The sequence below is a fragment of the Buchnera aphidicola (Cinara cf. splendens/pseudotsugae 3390) genome (assembly GCF_900698845.1).
Classification (GTDB): domain Bacteria; phylum Pseudomonadota; class Gammaproteobacteria; order Enterobacterales; family Enterobacteriaceae; genus Buchnera_F; species Buchnera_F aphidicola_AM.
The window spans coordinates 17,908-43,209 of sequence record NZ_LR217692.1; the positions used below are offsets into that span (position 1 = coordinate 17,908).

Sequence of the window (25,302 nt, forward strand, 5' to 3'; positions counted from 1 at the left end):
ATTTCTTTAATATATGTATTTATATATAAAATTCTAATAATTTTGTACTATTGATTTTTTATCATATTATAGAAAAGTATTGATTGCTAATTTTGATAAAATTAATATATTTTTATTATCGGTATGTTTATGATTTTATATTATTATGAATAATAGATTTTTTATAATATCAAATATTTTTCTTTAAATATTTTAATATTTATAATGGTTTATCACAAATATTTATATAATAAATTAAATTTTAACTGATTATATTAACAAGTGATCTTCTATTGTTTTTTTTAAAAAAATGATTAATATTTTTAAATATTAATGAGTATTAGGTAAAAAAGTACATATTACATATTTTAATATATATTAATAATATTTTTTGAAAAATATTTGATATCGATAAGTTATATTAGAAATTTTTTACAATAATATTTTTATGTGTGCAACTGATAGTTATTCATTTTAGATAACTTAAACAGTTAATTATTTTGGTGTTTGTTGTTTTTTTATGAATATTAAAACAGGAAAAACATGTATGACTATAAAAAATCATGTACTAGGATTTCCTAGAATTGGTACGCATCGTGAATTAAAATTTGCTTTAGAAAATTATTGGTCAAAAAAAAGTACTTTACGTGATTTATTAACAGTAGGTAAAACTATTAGATATAACAACTGGAAATATCAAGTTGATTGTGGTTTAGATTGTGTAACTGTAGGTGATTTCGCATGGTATGATCATGTTTTAAACGTCAGCATGATGATTAATAATGTTCCTAAAAGACATCAAATAGATAACTCCAAGTTAGATTTAGATACTTTATTTAGAATTGCTAGAGGATCGAAAGTAACTGATAAAAATTGTTCCGCTTCTGAGATGACTAAGTGGTTTGATACAAATTATCATTTTATTGTACCTGAGTTATCTTGTAATCAAAATTTTTATTTTGCCTGGAAACAGATTTTAGAAGAAACTGATGAAGCATTGTCATTAGGATATAAAGTAAAACCAGTTTTATTAGGTCCGCTTACATATTTATGGTTAGGTAAGATCAAAGGAGCTAACTTTAATAAGTTAGATCTTTTAGAGAAAATTTTACCTGTTTATAAAGAAGTGTTAATGGAATTATCTAGCAGAAATATTGAATGGATTCAAATTGATGAACCTATTTTAGTTTTAGATATTCCTACAAAATGGAAAAAAGCTTTTATTGATGTTTATAAAATATTAAAAAATAATAAAATAAAAATTATGTTGTCTACATATTTTGGTGATATACATAATAATATAGATATAATTAATAAATTATCAATTGATGGTTTACATATTGATTTAGTTGCAGGAAAATATGATATATGTCAATTACATAATTATTTTAACGAAGAATTCTTGTTATCATTAGGAGTAGTTAACGGACGTAATATTTGGAAAACAGATTTATTAAAATGGTACACGAAATTAAATTTGTTTAAAAAAGTTAAGCGTATCTTTTGGATTAGTACATCTTGTTCACTTTTACACGTTCCTTTAGACATATCACTAGAAGATAATCTAACAGATTTTGTGAAATCTTGGTTTTCATTTGGGATACAAAAATGTTTAGAAATATCTATTTTGTCTCGTGTACTAAATAAAAATTTAGATATAGAAGAAATACATCGTTGGGTTAAACCTATTAATGCGTATAAATCATCTAATATAGTTAATAATGTTGTAGTACAAAAACGTGTATTGCAAATTTCTTCTGATCAAATGAAAAGACAGCATGATTTTTCTGTACGTTCGGTTATTCAAAAGAAAAAATTAAAGTTATCAATTTTACCTACTACTACAATTGGTTCTTTTCCACAAACTACAGACATTAGAAAGTTACGATTAGATTATAAGAATAAAAAGATTAGCCAATCAGATTATGAGAATAGTTTAAAAATACATATCAAAAATAATATTATTCAACAGGAAAAATTGGGATTAGATGTTTTAGTGCACGGTGAGCCAGAAAGAAATGATATGGTTGAATATTTTAGTGAGTATTTAGAAGGTTTTGTTTTTACGCAATATGGTTGGGTACAAAGTTATGGTTCGAGATGTGTTAAACCTCCCGTTATTGTGGGAGATATTAGTCGGATTACTCCTATTACGGTTATGTGGTCAAAATTTGCTCAATCATTGACTAATAAACCGGTTAAAGCTATGTTAACGGGACCAGTTACAATTTTATGTTGGTCTTTTCCTCGTGAAGATATTTCTAAAGAGTGCATAGCTCAGCAAATTGCTTTAGCTTTAAGAGATGAAGTATTAGATTTAGAAAACGCTGGTATTAATATTATTCAAATTGATGAACCTGCTTTACGAGAAGGATTGCCTTTAAGAAAATGTTATCGGGACTATTATTTATCATGGGCAGTTAAAGCATTTAAGTTGTGTTCATCTGGAGTAAAAGATAGTACACAAATTCATACACATATGTGTTATTGTGAGTTTCATGATATTATGCCTGCAATAGTAGATTTAGATGCTGATGTAATTACTATTGAAACATCTCGTTCAGATATGGATTTATTAGAATTTTTTAAAACATTTAAATATCCTAATGATATTGGTCCAGGAGTATATGATATTCATTCTCCAAATATTCCTACTATTGATTGGATTGAAAAATTATTAATTAAAGCAATAGAATATATTCCTATACAACAGTTATGGGTAAATCCAGATTGTGGTTTAAAAACTCGTAATTGGATGGAAACATTACTAGCTTTACAAAATATGATACAAGCTACTAAAAACATTCGAAAAAAATTTTCAAAAGAATAAGTTTTAACATACATTCCACTTAATGCGATTTGATAAACTGTTAATTGTATTTAGTGGTTTGTTAATGGTTTTTGTATATAATATATTTACTGATGATTTTTGATGATTTTTTATTTTTTTATACATATAAAATGTATTATAGTTTCTATTTGTTTTTTATCTTTGGTAATATAAATATTATTTATATATTTTAATATAATTTAAAATATCGAGCTGTTTATGCAATCAGCTCGAATTATATAATTATAAATTATTGTTAATTTTTTCAGTAGAATTTAACAATTCGGATAAATTTGCTGCTGCTTCTTCAGGACTAATGGATGCAGTATTTTTTTGTCTTTGTGAGGAGTTTTTAATTTTTGTTTTTAATCTTTTTTTGTGATATTTATATCCTGTTCCAGCTGGAATTAATCTACCAACGATTACATTTTCTTTTAATCCGCGTAATTTATCTTTTTTTCCAGCTACAGCAGATTCTGTTAACACGCGTGTAGTTTCCTGAAATGATGCTGCGGAAATAAATGATTCAGTAGCTAAAGATGCTTTTGTAATACCAAGTAAATCACGAGAAAATCTTGCTATTTTTTTCTTTTTAGCTATAAGTTTTTTGTTTTCTAACATAATACTGGAATATTCTGTTTGTTCACCTGGTAAAAAATTAGAATCACCAGAATTTATTATGGTAGCTTTTCGTAACATTTGTCTAATTATAACTTCAATATGTTTATTATTTATTTTTACACCCTGTAAGCGATATACTTCTTGTACTTCATTTACTATATAGTTAGTAACAGCTTGTATACCTCTTAATCTTAAGATATCGTGTGGAGACTCCGGCCCATCAGAAATAGTGTCTCCTTTTTCGACTCTTTCTCCTTCAAAAACATTTAATTGTCTCCATTTTGGTATCATTTCTTCATAAATGTTATTTCCGTCTGGAGGAGTTATAACTAATCTTCTTTTTCCTTTTGTTTCTTTTCCAAAAGAAATAATTCCGTTAATTTCAGCTAAAATGGCTAATTCTTTAGGTTTTCTAGCTTCAAATAAATCCGCTACTCGTGGTAAACCTCCTGTAATATCTTTTGTTCCTGCTGATTCTTGAGGAACTCGAGCTAGTGTATCTCCTGAAGATATTTTCATTCCATTATCTAATTGCACAATTGATTTTCCAGGTAAAAAATATTGAGCCGGCATATCGGTACCGGGTATAAATATATCAGAACCTGTTTTATCAATAATTTTTAAAGAAGGTTTTAAATCTTTTCCTTGTATATTTCTTTCTGATGTATCGAGAATGACAATAGAAGACAAACCTGTCAATTCATCGGTTTGTTTTATAACACTTTGTCCGTCAATAATATCAATAAATTGAATATATCCGCTTACTTCAGTAATTACGGGAATGGTATGTGGATCCCATCGTGCAATTATTTCTCCGGATTTAACTTTCTCACCTTCTCCTTTTGTTAAAATTGATCCATATGGTATTTTATAACTTTCTTGTGTTTTTCCTGCTTTATCTATCATTTTTAATTCAACATTTCTAGAAATTATGACAATTTTTCCATCTGAGTTTATTACAGATTTTGCTCGATTTAAATGAATTAATCCGTTTTTACGAATTTGAATACTAGATTCAGAAGCTACTTTTGAAGCAGCTCCTCCGATATGAAATGTACGCATAGTTAATTGTGTTCCCGGTTCACCAATAGACTGAGCCGCAATAACACCTATTGCTTCTCCTTTACGAACTAATTTTCCTCTAGCTAAATCACGTCCGTAGCAGTATGAACATACTCCAAAATTTGTTTCACAATGTACGACTGATCTTACTTTAATTGTCTCTATGTGATTTTTTTCTAAAATATTACACCATGTTTCATTTAATAATGTATTTTGTGGTATTAAAATTTTTTTAGAGTCTATGTAATAAATGTCTTCTACAGTTATACGTCCTAAAACTCTTTCTCTAAGAGGTTCTTTAACATCCCCTCCTTCAATTAATGGACTCATTAAAATTCCTTCACGAGTTTTGCAATCAGTTTCTGTAACTACTAAATCTTGCGCTACATCTACCAGTCTTCTAGTTAAATAACCTGAGTTAGCAGTTTTTAAGGCAGTATCAGCTAATCCTTTTCTTGCTCCATGAGTAGAAATAAAATATTGTAGTACGTTTAATCCTTCTCTAAAATTTGCTGTTATTGGTGTTTCTATGATAGAACCATCAGGTTTTGCCATTAGTCCTCGCATTCCAGCTAATTGCCTAATTTGAGCAGCAGAACCTCTTGCCCCAGAATCAGCCATAATAAAAATATTGTTAAAGGATTTTTGTCTTGTTTCCGTTTGATCTTTATTATAAAAAATATCATGTGACAAATTTTTCATCATAGCTTTTGCAATATTTTCATTTGCATCAGCCCATATATCTATTATTTTATTATATCGTTCACTTGAAGTTACTAATCCCGTCTGAAATTGTTTATGTATTTCCGCAACTTCTTTTTCTGCTTCTAATAAAATATTTTTTTTGTTTTTTGGTATAATAATATCGTTAATTCCAACAGAAACACCAGATTTTGCTGCATATGAAAATCCAATGTACATAATTTGATCGGCTAAATTAACTGTTTCTTTTAAACCTAATACTCGATAACAAATATTCAAAATATTAGATATATCGGTTTTTTTTAATGTTTTATTTATTATCTTAAATGGTAATCCTGGAGGTATAATAGTCCAAAAAATAGCTCTACCTATAGTAGTTCTGATGATTTTTTTTTGTTCTATTAGATTGTTATCATTATTTTTAACGTACTCGGATATACGGATATTAACGATAGAATGTAAATCAACTGATCCTAAAGCATACATACGTTCAGCTTCTTTAGAAGAAGAGAGTAACATGCCAGATCCTTTTCCGTTGATTTTTTTTCGTGTCATATAATATATACCTAAAATTACATCTTGAGATGGAACAATAATAGGTTCCCCATTAGCTGGAGATAATATATTTTTAGTTGACATCATTAATAATCGCGCTTCTTTTTGAGCTGATTTTGTTAATGGAATATGAATAGCCATTTGATCTCCATCAAAATCAGCATTGTATGCAGCACACACTAACGGGTGTAATTGTATTGCTTTTCCTTCTATCAAAATAGGTTCAAACGCTTGTATACCTAATCGATGCAATGTAGGTGCTCGATTTAGTAAAATAGGATGTTTATGAATAATTTCTTCTAATATATCCCAAACAACTGGTTCTTCCTGTTCTACCATTTTTTTCGCAGACTTAATAGTCGTAGCGAGATTTCTTTGTTCTAATTTTCCATATATAAATGGTTTAAATAATTCTAAAGCCATTTTTTTAGGTATTCCGCATTGATTTAAATGTAAATATGGACCTACGGTAATTACCGAACGACCAGAATAATCTACTCTTTTTCCTAATAAGTTCTGTCTGAATCTACCTTGTTTTCCTTTGATCATATCAGCTAAAGATTTTAAAGGTCTTTTATTTGAACCTGTAATAGATCGACCGCGTCTTCCGTTATCTAATAGTGCGTCAATTGCTTCTTGTAGCATTCTTTTTTCATTTTTTATTATTATATCTGGAGCTGATAATTCTAATAATCTTTTTAATCTATTATTTCGATTAATAACTCGTCTATATAAATCATTTAAATCAGAAGTTGCAAATCTACCACCGTCTAGGGGAACTAAAGGTCTTAGATCTGGAGGTAAGATAGGTAATACAGTTAAAATCATCCATTCTGGTTTATTTTTAGAAATTAATAAAGACTCAATGAGCTTTATTCTTTTTGTGACTTTTTTTCTTTTTGTTTCGGAATTAGTTTTAAGTAGTTCTGTTTTTAATTTTAAACAAATATTTTTTAAATTCATTTTTTTTAAAATCTTTTGTATAGCTTCTGCACCCATTTTTGCCTCAAAATCATCCCCAAACTCGTCTATTGCTTGTATATACTGATCTTCGGATAGTACTTGATATTTTTCTAAATTAGTCATTCCAGAATTTATTACAATATATGATTCAAAATATAATACTCTTTCTATATCTCTCAAGGGTATATCTATTAATAGACCTATTCTAGAAGGTAATGATTTTAAAAACCATATATGTGCAATAGGAGCAGCTAGTTCAATATGTCCCATTCTTTCTCGACGAACTGTACTTTTTGTAACTTCAACACCGCATTTTTCACACACTACACCTCTGTGTTTTAAACGTTTATATTTTCCACATAAACACTCATAATCTTTTATAGGTCCAAAAATACGTGAACAAAATAATCCATCACGCTCCGGTTTAAAAGTTCGATAATTTATTGTTTCAGGTTTTTTGACTTCTCCAAAAGACCAGGATCGTATAATTTCTGGAGATGCTAATGAAATTTGAATGGAATCAAATTCTTCAATTTTATTTTTTTTTTTAAAGATTTTTAATATGTCTTTCATGGATTATTTCTTATAAAATATATAAATAGTTAGTAAAATAGGATGATAATAAAAATTTATATCTATGATTGAGTATTAAAAAAGAAATTTTTTACATTAATCATTGTTTAAGTCAATATTAATTCCTAAGGAACGTATTTCTTTTATGAGAACATTGAATGATTCCGGCATTCCTGGTTCCATTTTATATTTTCCGCTAACTATATTTTTATACATTTTAGTTCTTCCAGATACATCATCAGATTTTACTGTTAACATTTCCTGTAATGTATGTGATGCACCATATGCTTCTAAAGCCCATACTTCCATTTCTCCAAATCTTTGTCCACCAAATTGTGCTTTTCCACCTAAAGGTTGTTGTGTAATTAAGCTATATGAACCGGTTGATCTTGCATGCATTTTATCATCTACTAAATGATTTAGTTTTAACATATACATGTACCCTACAGTTACTTTTCGCTCAAATTTTTCTCCTGTACGTCCATCAAATAAAGTAATTTGTCCTGAGGTAGAAAAATTTCCCATTTTTAATAATTTTTTTATTTCTTTTTCTTTTGCTCCATCAAATACTGGAGTGGCCATTGGCATGCCATTACTTAAATTTTTTGCTAATTTTAATATTTCTTTATCTGAAAAGTCATGTAAATCAATTTTTTGATATGTATTATCTCCAAGATCATATGCTTTTTGTAAAAATTGACGAATTTTTGAAATTTTTTTGTTTTTTTGGATCATATTATTTATAATATCTCCAACTCCTTTTGCAGCTAGACCTAAGTGTGTTTCAAGAATTTGACCTAAATTCATACGTGATGGAACACCCAATGGATTTAAAACTATATCTATTGGTATACCGTCTTTATCGTAAGGCATATCTTCAACAGGATTAATTTTTGAAACAACTCCTTTATTGCCATGTCGTCCTGCCATTTTATCTCCGGGTTGTATTTTTCTTTTTACTGCTAGATAAATTTTTACAATTTTCAAAATTCCTGGTGATAATTCATCACCTTGTTTTATTTTCTTAGTTTTTTCGTTTATTTTTTTTGCGAAATCTTGTTTTAACTTTTGATACTGATTTTTTAATGTATTTATTTCTTTGTCTATGTGATTTGTGTATTGTATTTTTTTTTTAAAATAATCATCTAATGATGTGGTATTAAAATTATTTATAGATATATTTGAATTAATTAATATGTTTTTTATTCGAGTAATAATATTTATTTCAAAAATTTTTAATTCTTCATTAAAATCTTTTTTTGCTGTTTTTAAAAGCATCTCTTCTATTTCTAGTGTTCGTGGATCTTTTTTCGTTCCATCACGAGTAAATATTTGTACATCAATAACTGTTCCGTTAACTCCATTAGGTACTCGCAATGATGAATCTTTTACATCCGAAGCTTTTTCACCAAAAATAGCTCTTAATAATTTTTCTTCTGGTGTTAATTGAGTTTCCCCTTTTGGTGTAACTTTTCCTACTAGTACATCTCCACTTGATACATCCGCACCTACATAAATAATTCCTGAAGAATCTAGTTTTAGTAAAGCAGTTTCGCTTACATTTGGTATATCAGCAGTTATTTCTTCAATTCCTAGTTTAGTGTCACGACATATACAGGATAATTCTTGAATGTGAATAGATGTAAATCGATCTTCTTTTACTACTTTTTCAGAAATAAGAATAGAATCTTCAAAATTATATCCATTCCAAGGCATAAAAGCTACGCGCATATTTTGCCCAAGAGCTAATTCTCCTAAATCAGTAGATGGTCCGTCAGCAAGAACATCGCCTTTTTTTATGGTATCATTAATATTTACGCATGGTATTTGATTAATACAGGTATTTTGATTGGATCTAATGTATTTATTTAATTTGTATATATCTATTCCTGATTGATATGAAGTAATATCCGCGTGATCAACATTTATAATAATTTTTGAAGCATCTACATATTGTACTAAACCACTTCTTTTGGCAATTATAGTAACTCCTGAATCTACAGCTACTGATCTTTCCATACCAGTACCTACTAATGGTTTTTCTGACTTCATTACAGGGACAGCTTGTCTTTGCATATTTGCACCCATAAGTGCTCGATTAGCGTCATCATGTTCTAGAAAAGGTATTAATGATGCTCCGACAGAAACTATTTGCTGAGTAGAAACATCCATATATTGTACTTGTTTTTTATGGAATAAACCAAATTCTCCTTTATGACGACATGTTATAAAGTTTGTACAAAATTTACCTTTTTTATTGATTTTTGTGTTTGCCTGTGCAATAATGTAACTACCTTCTTCTATAGCAGATAGATACTTTATTTCACATGTGACTATTCCTTTTTTTATTATTCTATATGGTGTTTCTAGAAATCCATATTGATTAGTTCTAGCATATATAGATAAAGAGTTAATTAATCCTATATTTGGTCCTTCTGGTGTTTCTACTGGACATACTCTTCCGTAATGGGTAGGATGTACATCTCTTACTTCAAAACCAGCTCGTTCTCGTGTTAATCCTCCAACTCCTAAAGCAGAAATTCTACGTTTGTGTGTAATTTCAGCTAATGGATTATTTTGATCCATAAATTGAGATAATTGACTAGATCCAAAAAATTCTTTAATTGCAGAAGAAATAGGTTTAGCATTAATAATATCTTGTGGCATTAACATTTCTAAATCACTTGACGACAATCTTTCTCGTACTGCTCTTTCAACTCGAATTAGTCCTATTCTAAATTGATTTTCTACCATTTCTCCAACAGATCGAACACGACGATTTCCTAAATGATCAATATCATCAATTTCTCCTTTTCCATTACGTATTTTTATTAGTTTTTTCACTACATCTACTATATCTTTTTCGTCTAAGGTTCCTGATCCATATGATGTACTGCGACAAAGTGATTTATTAAATTTCATTCTACCTACCGGTGATAGATCATATTTTTCTTTAGAAAAAAATAAATTATTAAATAAATTTTCTGTAGCTTCTTTAGTTGGTGGTTCTCCAGGTCTCATCATTCTATATATTTCAATTAAAGCAGTATGTCTATCCTTAGTAGCGTCAATTTGTAGTGTATCTGAAATATATGATCCATGATCACGATCATTAGTAAATAAAACATATATTTTTTTATAATTAAATTTTTTTATTTTTTTAAAATCTTCTTTAGTTAATTTAGTATTTGCAGCAATAAAGGTTAATCCTGTATTCGGATCTATGTAGTTTTTGCTAACTATTTTTCCATAAATATATTCTTGAGGAACATGAAGAGAAGTAATATTGTTTTTTTTAAATTCTTGGATATGTTGATTAGTTACACGTGTACCTTTTTTAAAATATTTTTTTTTGTTTTTTATAACATCAAATGGTATTATTTGTCCTAATAATCTTTTTGGAACTAAATCTATAGTTATTTTGTTTTTTTTTATGCGAAAAATATCGTGCTTAAAAAATTTTTCAAGAATTTTTTCAGTACTAAAATTTAAAGCATGTAATATAACTGTGATTGGAATTTTTCTCCGGCGATCTATTCTTGCAAACAAATGGTCTTTAGGATCAAATTCAAAATCTAACCAAGATCCTCTATATGGTATAATTCTTGCATTATATAATACTTTTCCTGATGAATGCGATTTTCCTTTATCACTATCAAAAAAAACACCAGGACTTCTATGTAATTGAGAGACTACTACTCTTTCTGTTCCATTAACAATAAATGTTCCGTTTTTTGTCATTAACGGCAATTCACCCATATATACTTCTTGTTCTTTAATATATTTAACTATGGTATTTTTTGAATCTTTTTCATAAACAATCAATCTTAGTTTTACTCTTAATGGAACTGAGTATGTTGTACCTCTAACTTGCGATTCTTGCATGTCAAATATTTTTTTTCCTAGTTTATAAGATACATATTGTAATTCAGCGCATCCATTGTAACTTCGAATTGGAAAAATAGATTGAAAAGCAGATTCTAGTCCTTGATTTTCTTTTGATTTAGATTGAATAAATTTCTTAAATGAATTAATTTGAATAGATAAAAGATATGGAATTTCTAAAATTTTTTGTTGTTTACCAAAATTTTTTCGTATACGCTGTTTTTCAGTGTGAGAGTAAACCATTATCTTCCCAATGTATATGTTATTATAAAAATAAAAAATCTTTGTTATATTTAATGTATTTAAAATATAAATATTAATGAAAATTAAAAATTGATTTTAATTTTTATGATATTTTATACAAATAAATAATACTATGAATAGATTATATTTGTGTGAGGTAACGAACTGGTGACTTAATAATCACCAGTCACTGGTATATTGTGTTTATTTTAATAAATTTAAACATTAATTTTGTTTTAATTGATTTCTGCTGTAGCGCCAGATTCTATTAACATTTTACATATATTTTCTGCACTTTCTTTAGTTATATTTTCTTTGATAATTGTAGGAGCAGATTCTACTAAATCTTTAGATTCTTTTAATCCTAATCCTGTAGTACTACGTATTATTTTTATAATCGAAACTTTATTAGAGCCTATTGTTTGTAACTTAACATTAAAAGAAACTTTTTCTTCTTTAGTTGACTCAATAGGATTGTCGGCAGTATTTAAAGGAATATTAGATGATATGTTGAATTTTTTTTCTATCATGGAAATTAATTCCATAATTTCTTTTACTGGCATTTCAGAAATTTTATGTAAAATTTCTTCTTTATTAATTGACATTAGTGTTATTCCTAAAATAGTCAAAAATATGTGAAAAAAGTGTTGACTCTTATTTTGATTTACGTGTAATTTGGTGAAGTAATCGCAGAAATTTTCCTAATGATATCTCTTTTAATAATAATACAAATTTTGTAATAGCTTCTGCGTGTGTTGGCAGTAAAGCTAAATCATTTATTTCTTTTAAATTAAGTATTTTATTTTCATAAATTGCATTTTTTATTTTAAAATGAGGATTTTTTTTATTAAATTTTATGAATAATCGACTAGCACTACCTGGATGTTGTAAAGAAAAAGCTATTAAAGTTGGTCCGTTTAATGTATTTCTAAGTTTAGAAAAATTTGTTTTTATTAAAGATTTTTGTAGAAGCGTATTTTTTACTACATATATTTTTACATTTAACAATATAGATTTTTTTCGTAATTTGTTAATCTTATTTACTTCTATTTTAGATGGATTAGCTGTAATTATAGATAATGATTTTTTTGCAATATTATTGATTTTTTTGATTATTTCTCTTTTTTTATTTCTATGTAACGCCATTTGTTTATCCTATTTTATTATAATGTTTATAAATAATTATAAATAATTTATGTTATAAATGTAAGAATAGGAATATTTTATTTTTTATGATTATAGTTATACATTATAGTTAATCTTGAATGAGTTATTTTATATAACAATATTAGTAATTATTACATACAATCTTAGGTTTTATAGAGTTAAATAATTAATAGAAATACTTGGGCTCATAGTAGTAGATATACTGATTTTTTTGTATAAAACTCCTTTTAATTGATTAGGTTTAGATTGTTTAATATTATTGTATAATGTTAAAAAGTTTTCACACAAATGAATTTCAGAGAAATTTATTTTTCCGAAGTTGCTATGTATAACACCGCTTTTATCGTTTCGGTAATTTACCTTTCCCTTCCGCGCTTCTTGTATTGATTGTTTGATGTTATCTGTCACTGTTCCAAATTTTGGATTAGGCATAATACCTTTAGGTCCTAATATAGGTCCTAACTTTCCTACTATTTCCATAGTTTCTGGTGATGCAATTATTAAATCAAATATAATTTTTTGTTTTTGTATAATACTTGCTAGATCTTCCATACCTACAAAATCAGCACCAGATTCTTTTGCTATTTCTATGTTTTTTCCTGTAGTAAATACGCCTATTTTTATTTTTTTTCCAGTTCCGTGAGGGAGTAATATAGATCCACGAATATTTTGTTCAGATTTTTTAGGATTAATATTTAAATGAAATGCAGCATCAACACTTTCTATAAAATTAGCAGATTTCATTTTTTTTAATATTTTTATTGCGGACTGAATAGTATAAGTATTTTTTTGATTTCTTAGTTTTTGATTGAATTTTTTTTTTTTTGATATTTTTGTCATAATTATTCCTGTATTACTGTAATTCCCATTGATATAGCGGTTCCTTCAATAGTTTTTGCTATTTTATCAATATTTGACCCAGTCATATCTATCATTTTTTGTTTTGCAATTTCATATATTTGTTTTTTTGTAATTTTTCCTACAAATTCATGTTTAGGTGTTTTTGATCCATGTTTAATAGATAAACATTTTTTTAGTAAAACAGAAGTAGGTGGTGTTTTAATAATAAAAGTAAATGTTTTATCAGAATATACAGTAACAACTACAGGAGTAAGAATTCCCTTCTCTAGTTTAGAAGTTTGTAAATTAAAATTTTTACAAAACTCCATTATATTAACGCCTTTTTGTCCTAATGCAGGACCTACTGGAGGACTAGGATTTGCCATTCCGGATAATACTTGTAATTTTATATAAGATGTAATTTTTTTGTTCATTATTATATTCTTTATTAGACATGTGTATAATGTTTGTTAACTAGTTTCATAATCTTGTTTTATTTTTGTTTAATATTTTTCAACTTGTCTAAAATCTAATTCTACAGGAGTAGAACGTCCAAATATTGATACAGATACCGTTAATCTATTTTTTTCGTAATCTACAGTTTCAACAGTTCCGTTGAAATCTGAAAAAGGTCCATCATTAACACGAATATTTTCTCCTGGTTCAAATATTTTTTTTGGCCTAGGTTTATTACCGATTTTTTTTAATTTTTTAAAAATAATTTGGATTTCATGATTACTCATTGGAGTCGGTCTTTCAGATGTACTACCTACAAAACCTAGTACTTTCGGTAAACTTTTAATTAAATGCCAACTGTAATTATTCATAATCATTTCAATTAAAATATATCCTGGAAAAAATTTATAATCACTTTTCTTTCTTTTTCCTTTTCTTATTTCGATAACTTCTTCGGAAGGAACGATTATTTTTCCGAATATATTTTTCATTTTTTTTATTTTTTCATTACTCAGTATTGACTGTGCTACTCTATTTTCAAATCCTGAAAAAGCTTGTAAAACATACCATTTTTTTTTATCTACACACAATTTTTATAACCTCTATCTTAGTATCCAAGATATAGCATGAAGTATAATTCCATCTAATATCCATAAAAATATAGATGTTAACGTTATTAACAATAACACCATGCTAGTTGTTTTACATGTTTCTTTATAAGTAGGCCATATTATTTTTGATAATTCCATGTTTACATCTTTTGCAAAAATAATTGTTTTTTTTCCAATAAATGTACTTAAAAATATACTAAATAATAGTATGTGGTATATAACAAAAAATATAATTTTTATATTTTTAGAATACTGATGAATAAAAAAAATATAATTTAATATCATGCAAATAATAATTATTGTTATACATAGCCACTTGATTTTTTCTGTATATTTAGTGTATATGTTATATAATTTATGAATATGCATAATTATAGCGCTCGTGTAAGTATATTTATATAAATATATTGTATTAAATATAATTATCTATTTTATTATTAAAAATTTTATATTTAATAAAAACTAAATTTTTTCAATATATGAGTATTGATTTATTCATCATACAGACATATTGGATACTTAAACATAAGTAGGGCATGAAGGACGTATTTTTTGTGTTTGATTTGTGAAAAATTTTATAAAGAATGTGATAAATGTTTATTTTTGCTGATACCTAGATTTGAACTAGGGACCTCATCCATACCAAGGATGTGCTCTATCCAGCTAAGCTATATCAGCGTGATCTTTATTTATTGTATAGAAAATTTTTATCTATAATAGATGTTTTTATATAGCGGTCAGCGGGAATTGAACCCGCATCATCAGCTTGGAAGGCTGAGGTAATATCCTTTATACGATGCCCGCTTTTGGTGGGAGTAGGATTCGAACCTACGAAGTCAATGACGTCAGATTTACAGTCTGCTCCCTTTAACCGCTCGGGAACCCCACCTTTATTATGCCGGCTACCGGAATTGAACTGGTGACCTACTGATTACAAGTCAGTTGCTCTACCTGCTGAGCTAAGCCGGCTTGAAAACTAGTTCATCACGTAAACTAATAATTATTATTATAAATAAATTGATGTAACTCAATATTGATTTTAGTTTATATTAATGAAAATAACAAGTTTTATTAAAAAAATTTTTAAATTTAATTGTTTCCTAAAAAAATTTTTTTAATTATAACATATTTTTTATAAAAATATAATTATTTTAGATTATGATGATGTTTGCAAAATTAAGAAATTTTTCAGTTATTTTTATGATAATCAAATTATATTTCAGAAGATTTATTTATTTTAAATGAAAAAAATATATATATGTTAAATAAAAAAAATTTTTTATATTAAATATGTAAATATATTTCAAGTGTTTAAATAGTTTAATAAATGTTATAATTATTAATAGGAAGGATTTGATTTTTATTTTTTTATTTTTTAATCAATACAGAGTATTTTAAAATTTAAATAAAATATATTAGTTTTATTTTTATATATATGTTAGGAATATTTATCAATAGATATTATTAATAGAGTAAAATAACATCTATATTGTATTTGTATATAAATATAATATTTTGTATGGCATCATACATATATTTTTTAAAATTTCATTTTAATTAATTTTTTTTAAATATAAATTGTAGTTATATTTCTTTTTCTTACATAGTTTATAACTGTTATTACAGTTATTTGAAATAAGTGCATTATGTTTAGTTTCATACACCATATTTTTAGGTATTATTATAAATAACAACAGTTCTTTATTTTTTATAATAATATTGATTTTAAATAATTATAATTAGGGTATATATGATATATATAATTAAAGACAGTAATAAGCCATATAATTATGAATCATATCATTTAAAAAATAAAATCAAAGTTTCCTTTGAGGTTTTTCCACCACAAAATAGTAAATTAGAAAAAAAATTATTAAATTCAATATGCGTATTAAATCAAATTCGTCCAGATTTTTTTTCGGTTACAAATAGTATACATGCAAAAAATCGAGACAAAACATTTTTTGTTGTACAAAAAATTCGTGCTCTAACTAAAGTGAATGTATTTGCACATTTTACAACTATTGGTTTAAATCAATCAGAAATAAAGAATATTGCTTGTAAGTATTGGGATTGCGGCATTAAACATATTATTGCTCTTCGTGGTGATTTACCGGATCAATATTCTCGAAAAATAATATATGCTAATGATTTAATTAAATTACTGCTGTCAATACATGATTTTGAAATATTAGTAGCAGCATATCCTGAATTACATCCTGAATCTCGTAATATACAAGAAGATTTGATTAATTTAAAAAATAAAGCAGATTTAGGTGTAAAAAAAGCTATTACACAGTTCTTTTTCAGTGTAGAAAAATTTTTAAAATTTCGTGATAATTGTACTAATATTGGTTTACCAATTACTATAATTCCAGGAATATTACCAATTTTAAATATTAATCAATTGAAAAGATTTTCTTGTCTGAATAATGTTTATGTACCTAAATGGATTTTTAGTGCTTTTGATGAATATAAAAATGATTTAAAACAATGTATGGATTTAAGTATTAGAATTGCTGTCAATTTAATTATTAGTTTATATAAAGAAGGTATTACAAATTTTCATTTATATACATTAAATCAATCTACTTTAAGTTTTAAGATTTGTCATCAATTAGGTTTAATCTAGTTAATGAATAATTTTATTGTGTTAATTAATATGTAATATTTAATGTTTTGCTAAATAAATTTTATAAACTTTAATATTAAGTATTAAATATAAGGTTTGAATAATGGACGGTCCTTTAGTAGTCAAAATAGGTGGTATATTATTACATAGCAACAATGCCATTCAACGTTTATTTAAAGAATTAAATATATATAGTACATCAACTAATACCAATATAATATTAGTTAATGGCAGCAGAATGTATAGTAATTTTATTTTTTCTAAGTCTGATTTATATGCGCGGAATAATGATTTTTGTTTATTTAAACAATTAAATACTAAAAATTTATTATATTCTATTATACCAAATATAGTTAATGTACGCTTGTTAGCTTGGTCCAAAAAATATAATATTGCAGGATATAGTATGTTTTTGCCAGATTTTTTTAGTTATTTAAGAAATTTAAGTAACGAGTATTCAGTTATTAAAAAATTTTTAAATCAAAACAAAAAAGAAGTATTAAAATATATAAAAATTATCTCCTTTTTTTTAAGTCAGTGTTTTATTCCTTTTATTTGTTCTTCTGGATTAGATTTAGAAGGTAATTTTTTTAATATTAATTCTGATGTAGTCGCCATGATATTAACTATTATATTTAACGGTCGTTTAATTATATTAACTGATGTGCATGCTGTTTTAAATGGTAAAGGACAACGAATTCCTACTATTTTTTGTGAAGAAGTATATAGTTTATGTAATGCAGGTATAGTTACTGATGGTATGATTATTAAATTACAATCTGCTATGATAGTATCTAAATATTTAAAAAAATCAGTTGAGATAGCTAGTTGGCATAATCCACATGATTTACTGAATTTATTTGAAGGACGATCAATTGGGACTAGAATTATAGAATAATATAATAGGTTAATAACTATATGAAGAAAGATAATACTCAAAGAACAGTGGTTTTAGCTTATTCTGGGGGATTAGATACCTCTGCTATTATACCATGGATAAAAGATCACTATAACTTTAACGTAATTGCATTCGTTGCAGATATTGGTCAATCTCGTCAAGATTTGTATAATATTAAAGAAAAGGCTATTAGCTCCGGAGCATCTGACTGTTACATAGCCGACTTAAAAAATGAATTTGTAGAGCAATATGTATTTCCTATGTTAAAGATGGGCTCTATTTATGAAGGACAATATTTTTTAGGTACTGCTATTGCAAGACCTTTAATTGCTAAAGCTCAAGTAGATTTTGCTAATAAAATTAATGCAATTGGATTAAGTCATGGAGCTACTGGTAAAGGAAATGATCAAGTTCGTTTTGAATTAACGTATGCTGCACTTAATCCTGATTTAATTGTCATAGCTCCGTGGAGAGAATGGGAATTTAAATCTAGAGAAGATGTTTTAAAATATGTACTTGAAAAAAAAGTTATTACTAGTGTAACTAAAGAAAAGATTTATAGTCGTGATGAAAATATATTTCATGTGTCCACCGAAGGGGGAATTTTAGAAAATCCTTGGAATGCTCCTGATGATAGTTGTTGGGTATGGACTAAGAATCCTGGTGACGCACCTGATAAACCAGAAAGAGTTCATTTGTTGGTTGAGAAAGGTTATGTGAAACAAGTTAATTATAAATCTTTAAGTGCATACAAATGTTTAAAAAAACTTAATGATATAGGAAGTAAACATTCTATTGGACGAGTTGACATGATAGAAAATCGTCTAGTCGGAATAAAATCTAGAGGTTGCTATGAAACTCCTGGTGGTACAATCATATACTATGCTTTAAGAGGTTTGGAGCAATTAATATTAGATCGAGATAGTATGCATTGGAAAAATAAAATATCTTTAGATATGTCTTCTATAATATATGACGGAAAATGGTTTACTCCGGTTCGAGAATCGCTTCAACAATCTTCTGAAGTCTTATCAGATAATATTTCAGGTGAAGTAATAATAGAGTTATATAAAGGATCCGTAACAGTTTTACAAAGAAAATCACCAAATACATTATATTCTAAGGAATATGCTACTTTTAGTCAAGATGACGTTTATAGTCAATTAGATGCACAGGGTTTTATTCGTTTGTTTTCTTTATCGTCACGTATTCGAGCTTTAAACAGTAAAAAATAGTATATTATGTGTTAATGTTATATTTTGAATGAGGTAAATATATGTCTTTGTGGGGTGGAAGATTCACGGAAGCATCTAATGTAAAATTTAAAAAATTTAACAATTCTTTACACATTGATTATCGTTTAATACAGGACGATATAAAATCTTCTATAGCATGGTCAAAAATATTATTAGATGTTGAAGTATTAACCAATCAAGAACAACAATTAATAGAAAAAACACTATGTTGGATTTTAAACAAATATGCTAATAATACTGAGAAAATAGTAGAATCAGATGCAGAAGATATACATAGTTGGATAGAAAAATTATTGATCAATAAAATTGGTTCTATTGGAAAAAAATTGTATACAGGTAGAAGTCGTAATGATCAAATTGCTACAAATTTAAAATTATGGTGTAAAAGAAAATCAAAGATTATTTTAAAAAAAATTGTTAAGTTACAGAGTATTTTTTTAAATCAAGCATATTTACATCAAAATACTATCATTCCTGGTTACACACATTTGCAAAGAGCGCAACCAATCACATTTTCATACTGGTGTTTAGCATATATTGAAATGTTAGAAAGAGATCGACTACGAATTTTACATGTAATTCAGAATTTGAATCTTTCCCCTTTAGGTTGTGGAGCCATTGCTGGCACTTCCTGGGATATTAATAGAAAAAAATTAGCTTTGCTTATGGATTTTTCTAATTGTACAAAAAACGCTTTGGATAGTGTATCTGATCGAGATTTTATTATAGAGATTTTATCTGCAGCAGCGATTAGTATGATGCATTTGTCTCGTTTTTCAGAAGATTTAATATTCTATAATTCTGGTGAAGCTAATTTTATTGAATTATCTGATTCTATAACTTCTGGTTCTTCTTTAATGCCGCAAAAAAAGAATCCAGATGTTTTAGAGTTAATAAGGGGTAAGTGCAGCGGTGTATATGGTTCTTTGTTTTCTATTTTAGTTCTGTTAAAAGGATTACCATTATCTTATAATAAAGACTTTCAAGAAGATAAAAGATATCTATTTCAAGGAATAGATAGTTGGGTAACATGTTTAGATATGAGTTGTATTGTATTAAATAACTTAAAATTAAATAAATTACGTTCTAAACAGTTGGCACAAGAAGGATACAGTAATGCTACTGAATTAGCCGACTATCTTGTAGTCAAGGGGATCTCTTTTAGGGATGCTCATCATATTGTCGGAAAAATTGTTGTAGAAGCCATTCGTCAAAATAAATATTTAGAAGAATTAGATTTATTACTTTTTAAAAAATATTGCGTGACTATAGAACAAGATGTATATAAACATTTAACTTTAGAGTCGTGTTTAAAAAGAAAAAATGCAATTGGTGGAGTATCTCCAGAACAAATTAAACATTCATTAGATGCAGTAAAAAAACGCTTACTTCATCTTTCGTAAATTAAGAATGTTTTTTATAATACATGTTATGATAAAAATATTTTGTTAACATCACGCGATATTTTAAATATCGCGTGATGTTATTAAAAAATATATTAAATATATAAAAATTTTGAATATAATTTTTTTTATTTTAGTATAATTTTTATAAATATATATGATATATATGCATAATATATAAAATCTTTTACACCACTTAAGATTTATGATGATAAAGCAGGGTTTTTTGGTACTATTATTATGGTCTGTAATTACGTAAATATTATCTATATAAATAAAAAATATTATTTTAAGATTTTTATAAATAACTGAATATTGAGTATATATTGATTTTTAAAGTATCATTTTTAATTAAAAATAAATTTTATGTAAAATATAAAGATAATTGTTTCTATTTTCTTGAACATTTTCAAGGTTATTTATTTTATTATAAATAATATTTTTAATTTATTAAATAAAATTATTTAGTATATTCTAATAATGTTAGACGGTTTTTTTTGGATATGTTATTATAATTAATAATAATGAAACATTTTTTATAATTTTTTTTATTGGTATATATCCACCTAATAGATATAAACTACATAAAATCATTTATTGTGTATGTTGTTTGTAAATGTTATTTTATTAATATATCATCACTTTAATGAATGTAATTTCTTAGGATTAAGTATTGTTTAGATTGTATAATATATATAATTTGTGTATTTATTTTTTAAAAATATAATAGTATTTTAGTTTTTATGTACATACTGATATATTTTTAATTTTATTAAATTTTAATTTTTTTTATTGATTTTTATGTACAAATATGTGATTAAGAATTATCTAAGAAACTTTTTAATATTTCTGACCTACTAGGATGACGTAGTTTTCTAAGTGCTTTTGCTTCAATTTGACGAATTCTTTCACGAGTTACATCGAATTGTTTTCCAACTTCTTCTAATGTATGATCAGTATTCATGTCAATTCCAAATCTCATTCTTAATACTTTTGCTTCTCTCTCTGTTAACCCGGACAAAACATCATTGGTAATTGTTTTTAAGCTTTCCGATGTAGCTGATTCTAAAGGTAATTTTTGGTTAGTATCTTCGATAAAATCGCCTAAATGTGCATCATCATCTTCTCCTACAGGTGTTTCCATAGAAATAGGTTCTTTTGCAATTTTTAATACTTTTCTTATTTTTTCTTCCGGAATTAACATTTTTTCTGATAATTCTTCTGGCGTAGGCTCTCTTCCGGTTTCTTGTAGTATTTGTCTAGAAATTCTGTTTAATTTATTGATTGTTTCAATCATATGTACAGGAATACGAATAGTTCTTGCTTGATCAGCTATAGATCTGGTAATAGCTTGTCGTATCCACCACGTTGCGTAAGTAGAAAATTTATAACCTCGGCGATATTCAAATTTATCAACTGCTTTCATTAATCCAATGTTGCCTTCTTGAATGAGATCTAAAAATTGTAATCCTCTATTGGTATATTTTTTTGCAATAGAAATTACTAATCTTAGATTTGCCTCTACCATTTCTTTTTTTGCTCTTCTAGCCATTTCCTCCCCTAGGGAGATTTTTTTATTTATATCTTTTACTTGTTTAATAGTTAATCCTGTTTTTTTTTCTAGCTTTAGTAGTTTTTTTATACTATGATGTATTTTTTTTTGTGCTATATATAAATTATTAGACCATGGTTTTTTTTTTTGAATAGCTAAATTATACCATGAGTTACTAGTTTCTTGCCCTTTAAATAGTTGTATAAAATTTTTTTTAGGCATTTTACATTTTTTTGTGCATAATTTCATGACTTTTCTTTCATGTATTCGAACTTTTTTAATCATTTTCCTCATACTTCTGACTAAATAGTTAAATTGTTTTGGAACTAGTCTAAATTGTTTAAATATTTCAGATAATTCATGAATGGCAGTAATAGAATCTATATGATTTCTATTTTTTTTTTTTATAGTGTTATGGACAGTATGATATTGTTTTTTTAATTGCAAGAATTTTCTTTGTGCTAATTTAGGATCAATGTGGTTATAATCATCCACTGCTTCTTCTACTGATGTAGTTTTCTTTTTTTTTTCAGTTTTATGTTTGGATATATTAGTTAATGTAGTATCTCTAGTATTATATATGTTTTTTTTTATGCTTAAATCTATAAAACCTGTAATTAATTCGGATAATCTGATTTCTCCTGATTCTACTCGAGTGTATTGTTCTAGTAGATATAAAATTGCTTCAGGATATTCAGATATAGAGGATTGTACTTGATGAATTCCTTCTTCGATTCTTTTTGCGATATCTATTTCTCCTTTTCGGGTTAAGAGTTCTACAGAACCCATTTCTCGCATGTACATTCGTACAGGGTCAGTTGTTCTTCCAATTTCTGTTTCGACATTTGATAACACTTGAGCAGTTGCTTCTGCTGTTTCTTCATCAGTATCGGTAGGTTCTGTATTAATAATAATTTCTTCTATCTCGCGTGCTTCTTCCACTACATGAATTCCGAGATCTTTTATCATTTGGATGATATTTTTTATTTGATCAGAATCAGTAATTTCATTTGGAAGATGATCGTGTACTTCTGAATATGTTAAATATCCTTGTTCTTTTCCATGAGAAACTAACATTTTTAATTGTGATTTTGGTTTTTTCTTCATAGGACGACATCCGTTTATGTTGCTTGATTTGTTTAACAAGTAAATAATATGTATTTTTGAAGTATAAATTAATTGTGTTTTATAATATTTAATATACATTTTATCGTATATCAATAAATTACGATTTATCTTATAATATAAATTATTTAATATTTTTAAATATCAGATAATTTTTTTAATTAGATGGGTATGTATTGTATTTAATTTTTATTATTTTTTTATTTATATGCCACAATTTATTTTTTTCTATAAGATTTAAGCCGTATTTCCTTTCTAAAGCAATTAATTGATTATATTGATACTCTAAATGTTGTATTTTTAAATTACGTACTAATTCTTGTATTAGAGAGTGTATTTTATCTTTTTTAACCATGTATTCCCATGTGCTTAAGTATTTAAAAATCTTTTCTAATGGAGTATATCTATAAAATTCGAGCAAGTGTCCTGTTTTAAGTATTTTTTTTTTACAAATTAATTGTATTAATTCTATTAAAATTTTTTTTCCAATTATATTAAATTTTTTAATTTTTTCTATTTTTTTAATGGTTTGGGCTAATTTTGGATTTTGGAGGATCAGACTAATTAATAATCTCATGGTAGTAATTTTGAATGGTTTATATGTTTTTTGATTTTTTTTGTTGTATGGTATAGTAATCAGTTTTTTTAATTGATAAGTGTCTAGTATTCCGATTTTATTTCCTAATAATTTTCTTAAAAAAATTTTTACTGTTCGACTAGGTATTTTTTTAATTAAAGGAATAGTTATTTGACTCAATTTTATACAGTCGTTAATACAGCTTAAATTCATGTTACTAGAAATATTTTTAAATAAATATGAATATAATGTTTTAGAATTTTTAATTCTATTTTCAAATTTTTCTTTGCCATCTTTAATAATAAGACTGCCAGGATCCTCATTTTTTGGTAGTAACATAAAATTTATTGTATAGTTATCATATAAAAAATTTAATGATAAATTTAATGCAACCCAGCTAGCTTGTTTTCCAGCATGATCACCATCAAAACAAAAGATAATATTTTTGCTAATTTTAAATAACATTCTTAATTGATATTGTGTAATTGTTGTTCCTAGTAGAGCTATTGAATAATTAATATTAAATTGTGCTAAAGAAATAACATCTAAGTATCCTTCTACAACTAGTAATTTTTCGGGTTTAGGGTTATAACAAGTTAATTCATATATTCCATAAAGATTTTTTTTTTTTTGGAAGGTTATTGTTTCTGGTGAATTCAAATATTTTGGATGATTGTATTTAGCTAATACTCTAGCTCCGAAACCTTGGATACAACCGTATTTATTTTTTATTGGAAAGATAATTCTTTCTTTAAATCGATCACATAGTTTCTGTTTTTTATCTTGAATAGTTACACCACAATCCATTATAATAGATTTATTAGCGTATTTTTTTTGTATATAACGTGTAATTTGATAATTATGTGACGTAGCAAAACCTAAAGAAAATTTTTTTATTGTGGCTATATTAATTCCTCTTTTTATCAAATATTGGTACGCTTTGTTCGGTAAATTAAATAAATTTTTTATGTAAATTTTAGATATCTGAAGCAGTATAAGATGTATCTTATTTTTATAAGAATATTTTTTTATAAATTCACATTTATTTTGAAGAAATGAAATATTAATGCCGTTTAAAGTAGTTAATTCAATAATACTGTTTAAAAAATCTAATTTTTCATATTTCATTAAAAAATCTATTACGTTTCCGTGTGTTCCACATCCAAAACAATAAAAAAATTGTTTTTGTGGACTAACAACAAACGAAGGTGTTTTTTCATTGTGAAAAGGGCATAATGTTTTATAATTGTTTCCAGATTTTTTTAAAGTAATATATTTATTAATTAATTCTATTATATCAGTGCGTTCTATTAATTCATGAATAAATGTCTGAGGAATTTTTCCGTATATTTTTTTAATCATGGTATATATA

At 26.2% G+C, this 25,302-nt stretch carries 15 protein-coding genes and 4 tRNA genes; 5 read left to right on the plus strand and 14 right to left on the minus strand.

What is annotated here, in order from left to right:
- The first annotated feature begins 526 nt into the window (after positions 1-526).
- Positions 527-2,809 (plus strand): 5-methyltetrahydropteroyltriglutamate--homocysteine S-methyltransferase, encoded by a 2,283-nt coding sequence (gene metE, locus BUCISPPS3390_RS00100; RefSeq protein ID WP_154060976.1) that lies wholly within the window; start codon positions 527-529, stop codon positions 2,807-2,809.
- Positions 2,810-3,052: 243 nt separating this feature from the next.
- Here the strand turns inward: metE and rpoC are convergent, their stop codons facing one another.
- From rpoC to BUCISPPS3390_RS00160, 12 genes are all read right to left on the minus strand, one after another.
- Positions 3,053-7,285 (minus strand): DNA-directed RNA polymerase subunit beta', encoded by a 4,233-nt coding sequence (gene rpoC / locus BUCISPPS3390_RS00105; RefSeq protein ID WP_154060645.1) that lies wholly within the window; start codon positions 7,283-7,285, stop codon positions 3,053-3,055.
- A gap of 96 nt (positions 7,286-7,381) precedes the next feature.
- Entirely contained in the window at positions 7,382-11,413 is a 4,032-nt protein-coding gene (rpoB, locus tag BUCISPPS3390_RS00110) for a DNA-directed RNA polymerase subunit beta (RefSeq protein WP_154060646.1), read from the minus strand.
- 236 nt (positions 11,414-11,649) lie between these two features.
- Positions 11,650-12,018 carry a 50S ribosomal protein L7/L12 gene (rplL, locus tag BUCISPPS3390_RS00115; RefSeq protein WP_154060647.1) on the minus strand — a complete coding sequence of 123 codons (369 nt, stop codon included), beginning with the start codon at positions 12,016-12,018 and terminating at the stop codon, positions 11,650-11,652.
- A gap of 49 nt (positions 12,019-12,067) precedes the next feature.
- A complete protein-coding gene (gene rplJ, locus BUCISPPS3390_RS00120; protein WP_154060648.1) occupies positions 12,068-12,559 on the minus strand; it encodes a 50S ribosomal protein L10 in 492 nt (163 codons plus the stop codon).
- 171 nt (positions 12,560-12,730) lie between these two features.
- Entirely contained in the window at positions 12,731-13,420 is a 690-nt protein-coding gene (gene rplA, locus BUCISPPS3390_RS00125) for a 50S ribosomal protein L1 (RefSeq protein ID WP_154060649.1), read from the minus strand.
- A gap of 2 nt (positions 13,421-13,422) precedes the next feature.
- Complete coding sequence (rplK, locus tag BUCISPPS3390_RS00130; RefSeq protein WP_154060650.1) at positions 13,423-13,854, minus strand: 50S ribosomal protein L11; 432 nt, start codon at positions 13,852-13,854, stop codon at positions 13,423-13,425.
- 69 nt (positions 13,855-13,923) lie between these two features.
- Positions 13,924-14,466 carry a transcription termination/antitermination protein NusG gene (gene nusG, locus BUCISPPS3390_RS00135; RefSeq protein WP_154060651.1) on the minus strand — a complete coding sequence of 181 codons (543 nt, stop codon included), beginning with the start codon at positions 14,464-14,466 and terminating at the stop codon, positions 13,924-13,926.
- A gap of 12 nt (positions 14,467-14,478) precedes the next feature.
- Positions 14,479-14,856, minus strand: coding sequence for a preprotein translocase subunit SecE (gene secE, locus BUCISPPS3390_RS00140; RefSeq protein WP_154060652.1), 378 nt, complete (start codon positions 14,854-14,856; stop codon positions 14,479-14,481).
- Between the two features lie 235 nt (positions 14,857-15,091).
- A tRNA-Thr gene (locus tag BUCISPPS3390_RS00145) sits at positions 15,092-15,165 on the minus strand.
- Positions 15,166-15,218: 53 nt separating this feature from the next.
- Positions 15,219-15,292, minus strand: a tRNA-Gly gene (locus BUCISPPS3390_RS00150).
- 2 nt (positions 15,293-15,294) lie between these two features.
- A tRNA-Tyr gene (locus tag BUCISPPS3390_RS00155) sits at positions 15,295-15,376 on the minus strand.
- 7 nt (positions 15,377-15,383) lie between these two features.
- A tRNA-Thr gene (locus BUCISPPS3390_RS00160) sits at positions 15,384-15,456 on the minus strand.
- A gap of 781 nt (positions 15,457-16,237) precedes the next feature.
- On the opposite strand from BUCISPPS3390_RS00160, the gene BUCISPPS3390_RS00165 reads away from it, so the two are divergent.
- The 4 genes from BUCISPPS3390_RS00165 to argH all read left to right on the plus strand — a co-directional run bounded on the left by BUCISPPS3390_RS00165 (position 16,238) and on the right by argH (position 20,676).
- A complete protein-coding gene (locus BUCISPPS3390_RS00165; RefSeq protein ID WP_154060653.1) occupies positions 16,238-17,119 on the plus strand; it encodes a methylenetetrahydrofolate reductase in 882 nt (293 codons plus the stop codon).
- Positions 17,120-17,222: 103 nt separating this feature from the next.
- Positions 17,223-18,017, plus strand: coding sequence for a hypothetical protein (locus BUCISPPS3390_RS00170; protein WP_154060654.1), 795 nt, complete (start codon positions 17,223-17,225; stop codon positions 18,015-18,017).
- Positions 18,018-18,037: 20 nt separating this feature from the next.
- Complete coding sequence (locus BUCISPPS3390_RS00175; protein WP_154060655.1) at positions 18,038-19,252, plus strand: argininosuccinate synthase; 1,215 nt, start codon at positions 18,038-18,040, stop codon at positions 19,250-19,252.
- Between the two features lie 41 nt (positions 19,253-19,293).
- Complete coding sequence (gene argH / locus BUCISPPS3390_RS00180; protein WP_154060656.1) at positions 19,294-20,676, plus strand: argininosuccinate lyase; 1,383 nt, start codon at positions 19,294-19,296, stop codon at positions 20,674-20,676.
- A gap of 817 nt (positions 20,677-21,493) precedes the next feature.
- On the opposite strand, the gene rpoD is transcribed toward argH, so the two are convergent.
- A complete protein-coding gene (gene rpoD, locus BUCISPPS3390_RS00185) occupies positions 21,494-23,335 on the minus strand; it encodes an RNA polymerase sigma factor RpoD (RefSeq protein ID WP_154060977.1) in 1,842 nt (613 codons plus the stop codon).
- Between the two features lie 175 nt (positions 23,336-23,510).
- Positions 23,511-25,292, minus strand: coding sequence for a DNA primase (gene dnaG / locus BUCISPPS3390_RS00190; RefSeq protein WP_154060657.1), 1,782 nt, complete (start codon positions 25,290-25,292; stop codon positions 23,511-23,513).
- Between the last annotated feature and the right edge of the window lie 10 nt (positions 25,293-25,302).

Excerpts from the sequence above, each read along its gene's own strand:
- rplL (WP_154060647.1), bottom strand. The coding sequence starts at position 12,018 with ATGTCAATTAATAAAGAAGAAATTTTACATAAAATTTCTGAAATGCCA.
- metE (WP_154060976.1), top strand. The coding sequence starts at position 527 with ATGACTATAAAAAATCATGTACTAGGATTTCCTAGAATTGGTACGCAT.
- rpoD (WP_154060977.1), bottom strand. The coding sequence starts at position 23,335 with ATGAAGAAAAAACCAAAATCACAATTAAAAATGTTAGTTTCTCATGGA.
- BUCISPPS3390_RS00165 (WP_154060653.1), top strand. The coding sequence starts at position 16,238 with ATGATATATATAATTAAAGACAGTAATAAGCCATATAATTATGAATCA.
- BUCISPPS3390_RS00170 (WP_154060654.1), top strand. The coding sequence starts at position 17,223 with ATGGACGGTCCTTTAGTAGTCAAAATAGGTGGTATATTATTACATAGC.
- argH (WP_154060656.1), top strand. The coding sequence starts at position 19,294 with ATGTCTTTGTGGGGTGGAAGATTCACGGAAGCATCTAATGTAAAATTT.
- BUCISPPS3390_RS00175 (WP_154060655.1), top strand. The coding sequence starts at position 18,038 with ATGAAGAAAGATAATACTCAAAGAACAGTGGTTTTAGCTTATTCTGGG.
- rpoB (WP_154060646.1), bottom strand. The coding sequence starts at position 11,413 with ATGGTTTACTCTCACACTGAAAAACAGCGTATACGAAAAAATTTTGGT.
- secE (WP_154060652.1), bottom strand. The coding sequence starts at position 14,856 with ATGCATATTCATAAATTATATAACATATACACTAAATATACAGAAAAA.
- rpoC (WP_154060645.1), bottom strand. The coding sequence starts at position 7,285 with ATGAAAGACATATTAAAAATCTTTAAAAAAAAAAATAAAATTGAAGAA.
- rplK (WP_154060650.1), bottom strand. The coding sequence starts at position 13,854 with ATGAACAAAAAAATTACATCTTATATAAAATTACAAGTATTATCCGGA.
- dnaG (WP_154060657.1), bottom strand. The coding sequence starts at position 25,292 with ATGATTAAAAAAATATACGGAAAAATTCCTCAGACATTTATTCATGAA.
- rplA (WP_154060649.1), bottom strand. The coding sequence starts at position 13,420 with ATGACAAAAATATCAAAAAAAAAAAAATTCAATCAAAAACTAAGAAAT.
- rplJ (WP_154060648.1), bottom strand. The coding sequence starts at position 12,559 with ATGGCGTTACATAGAAATAAAAAAAGAGAAATAATCAAAAAAATCAAT.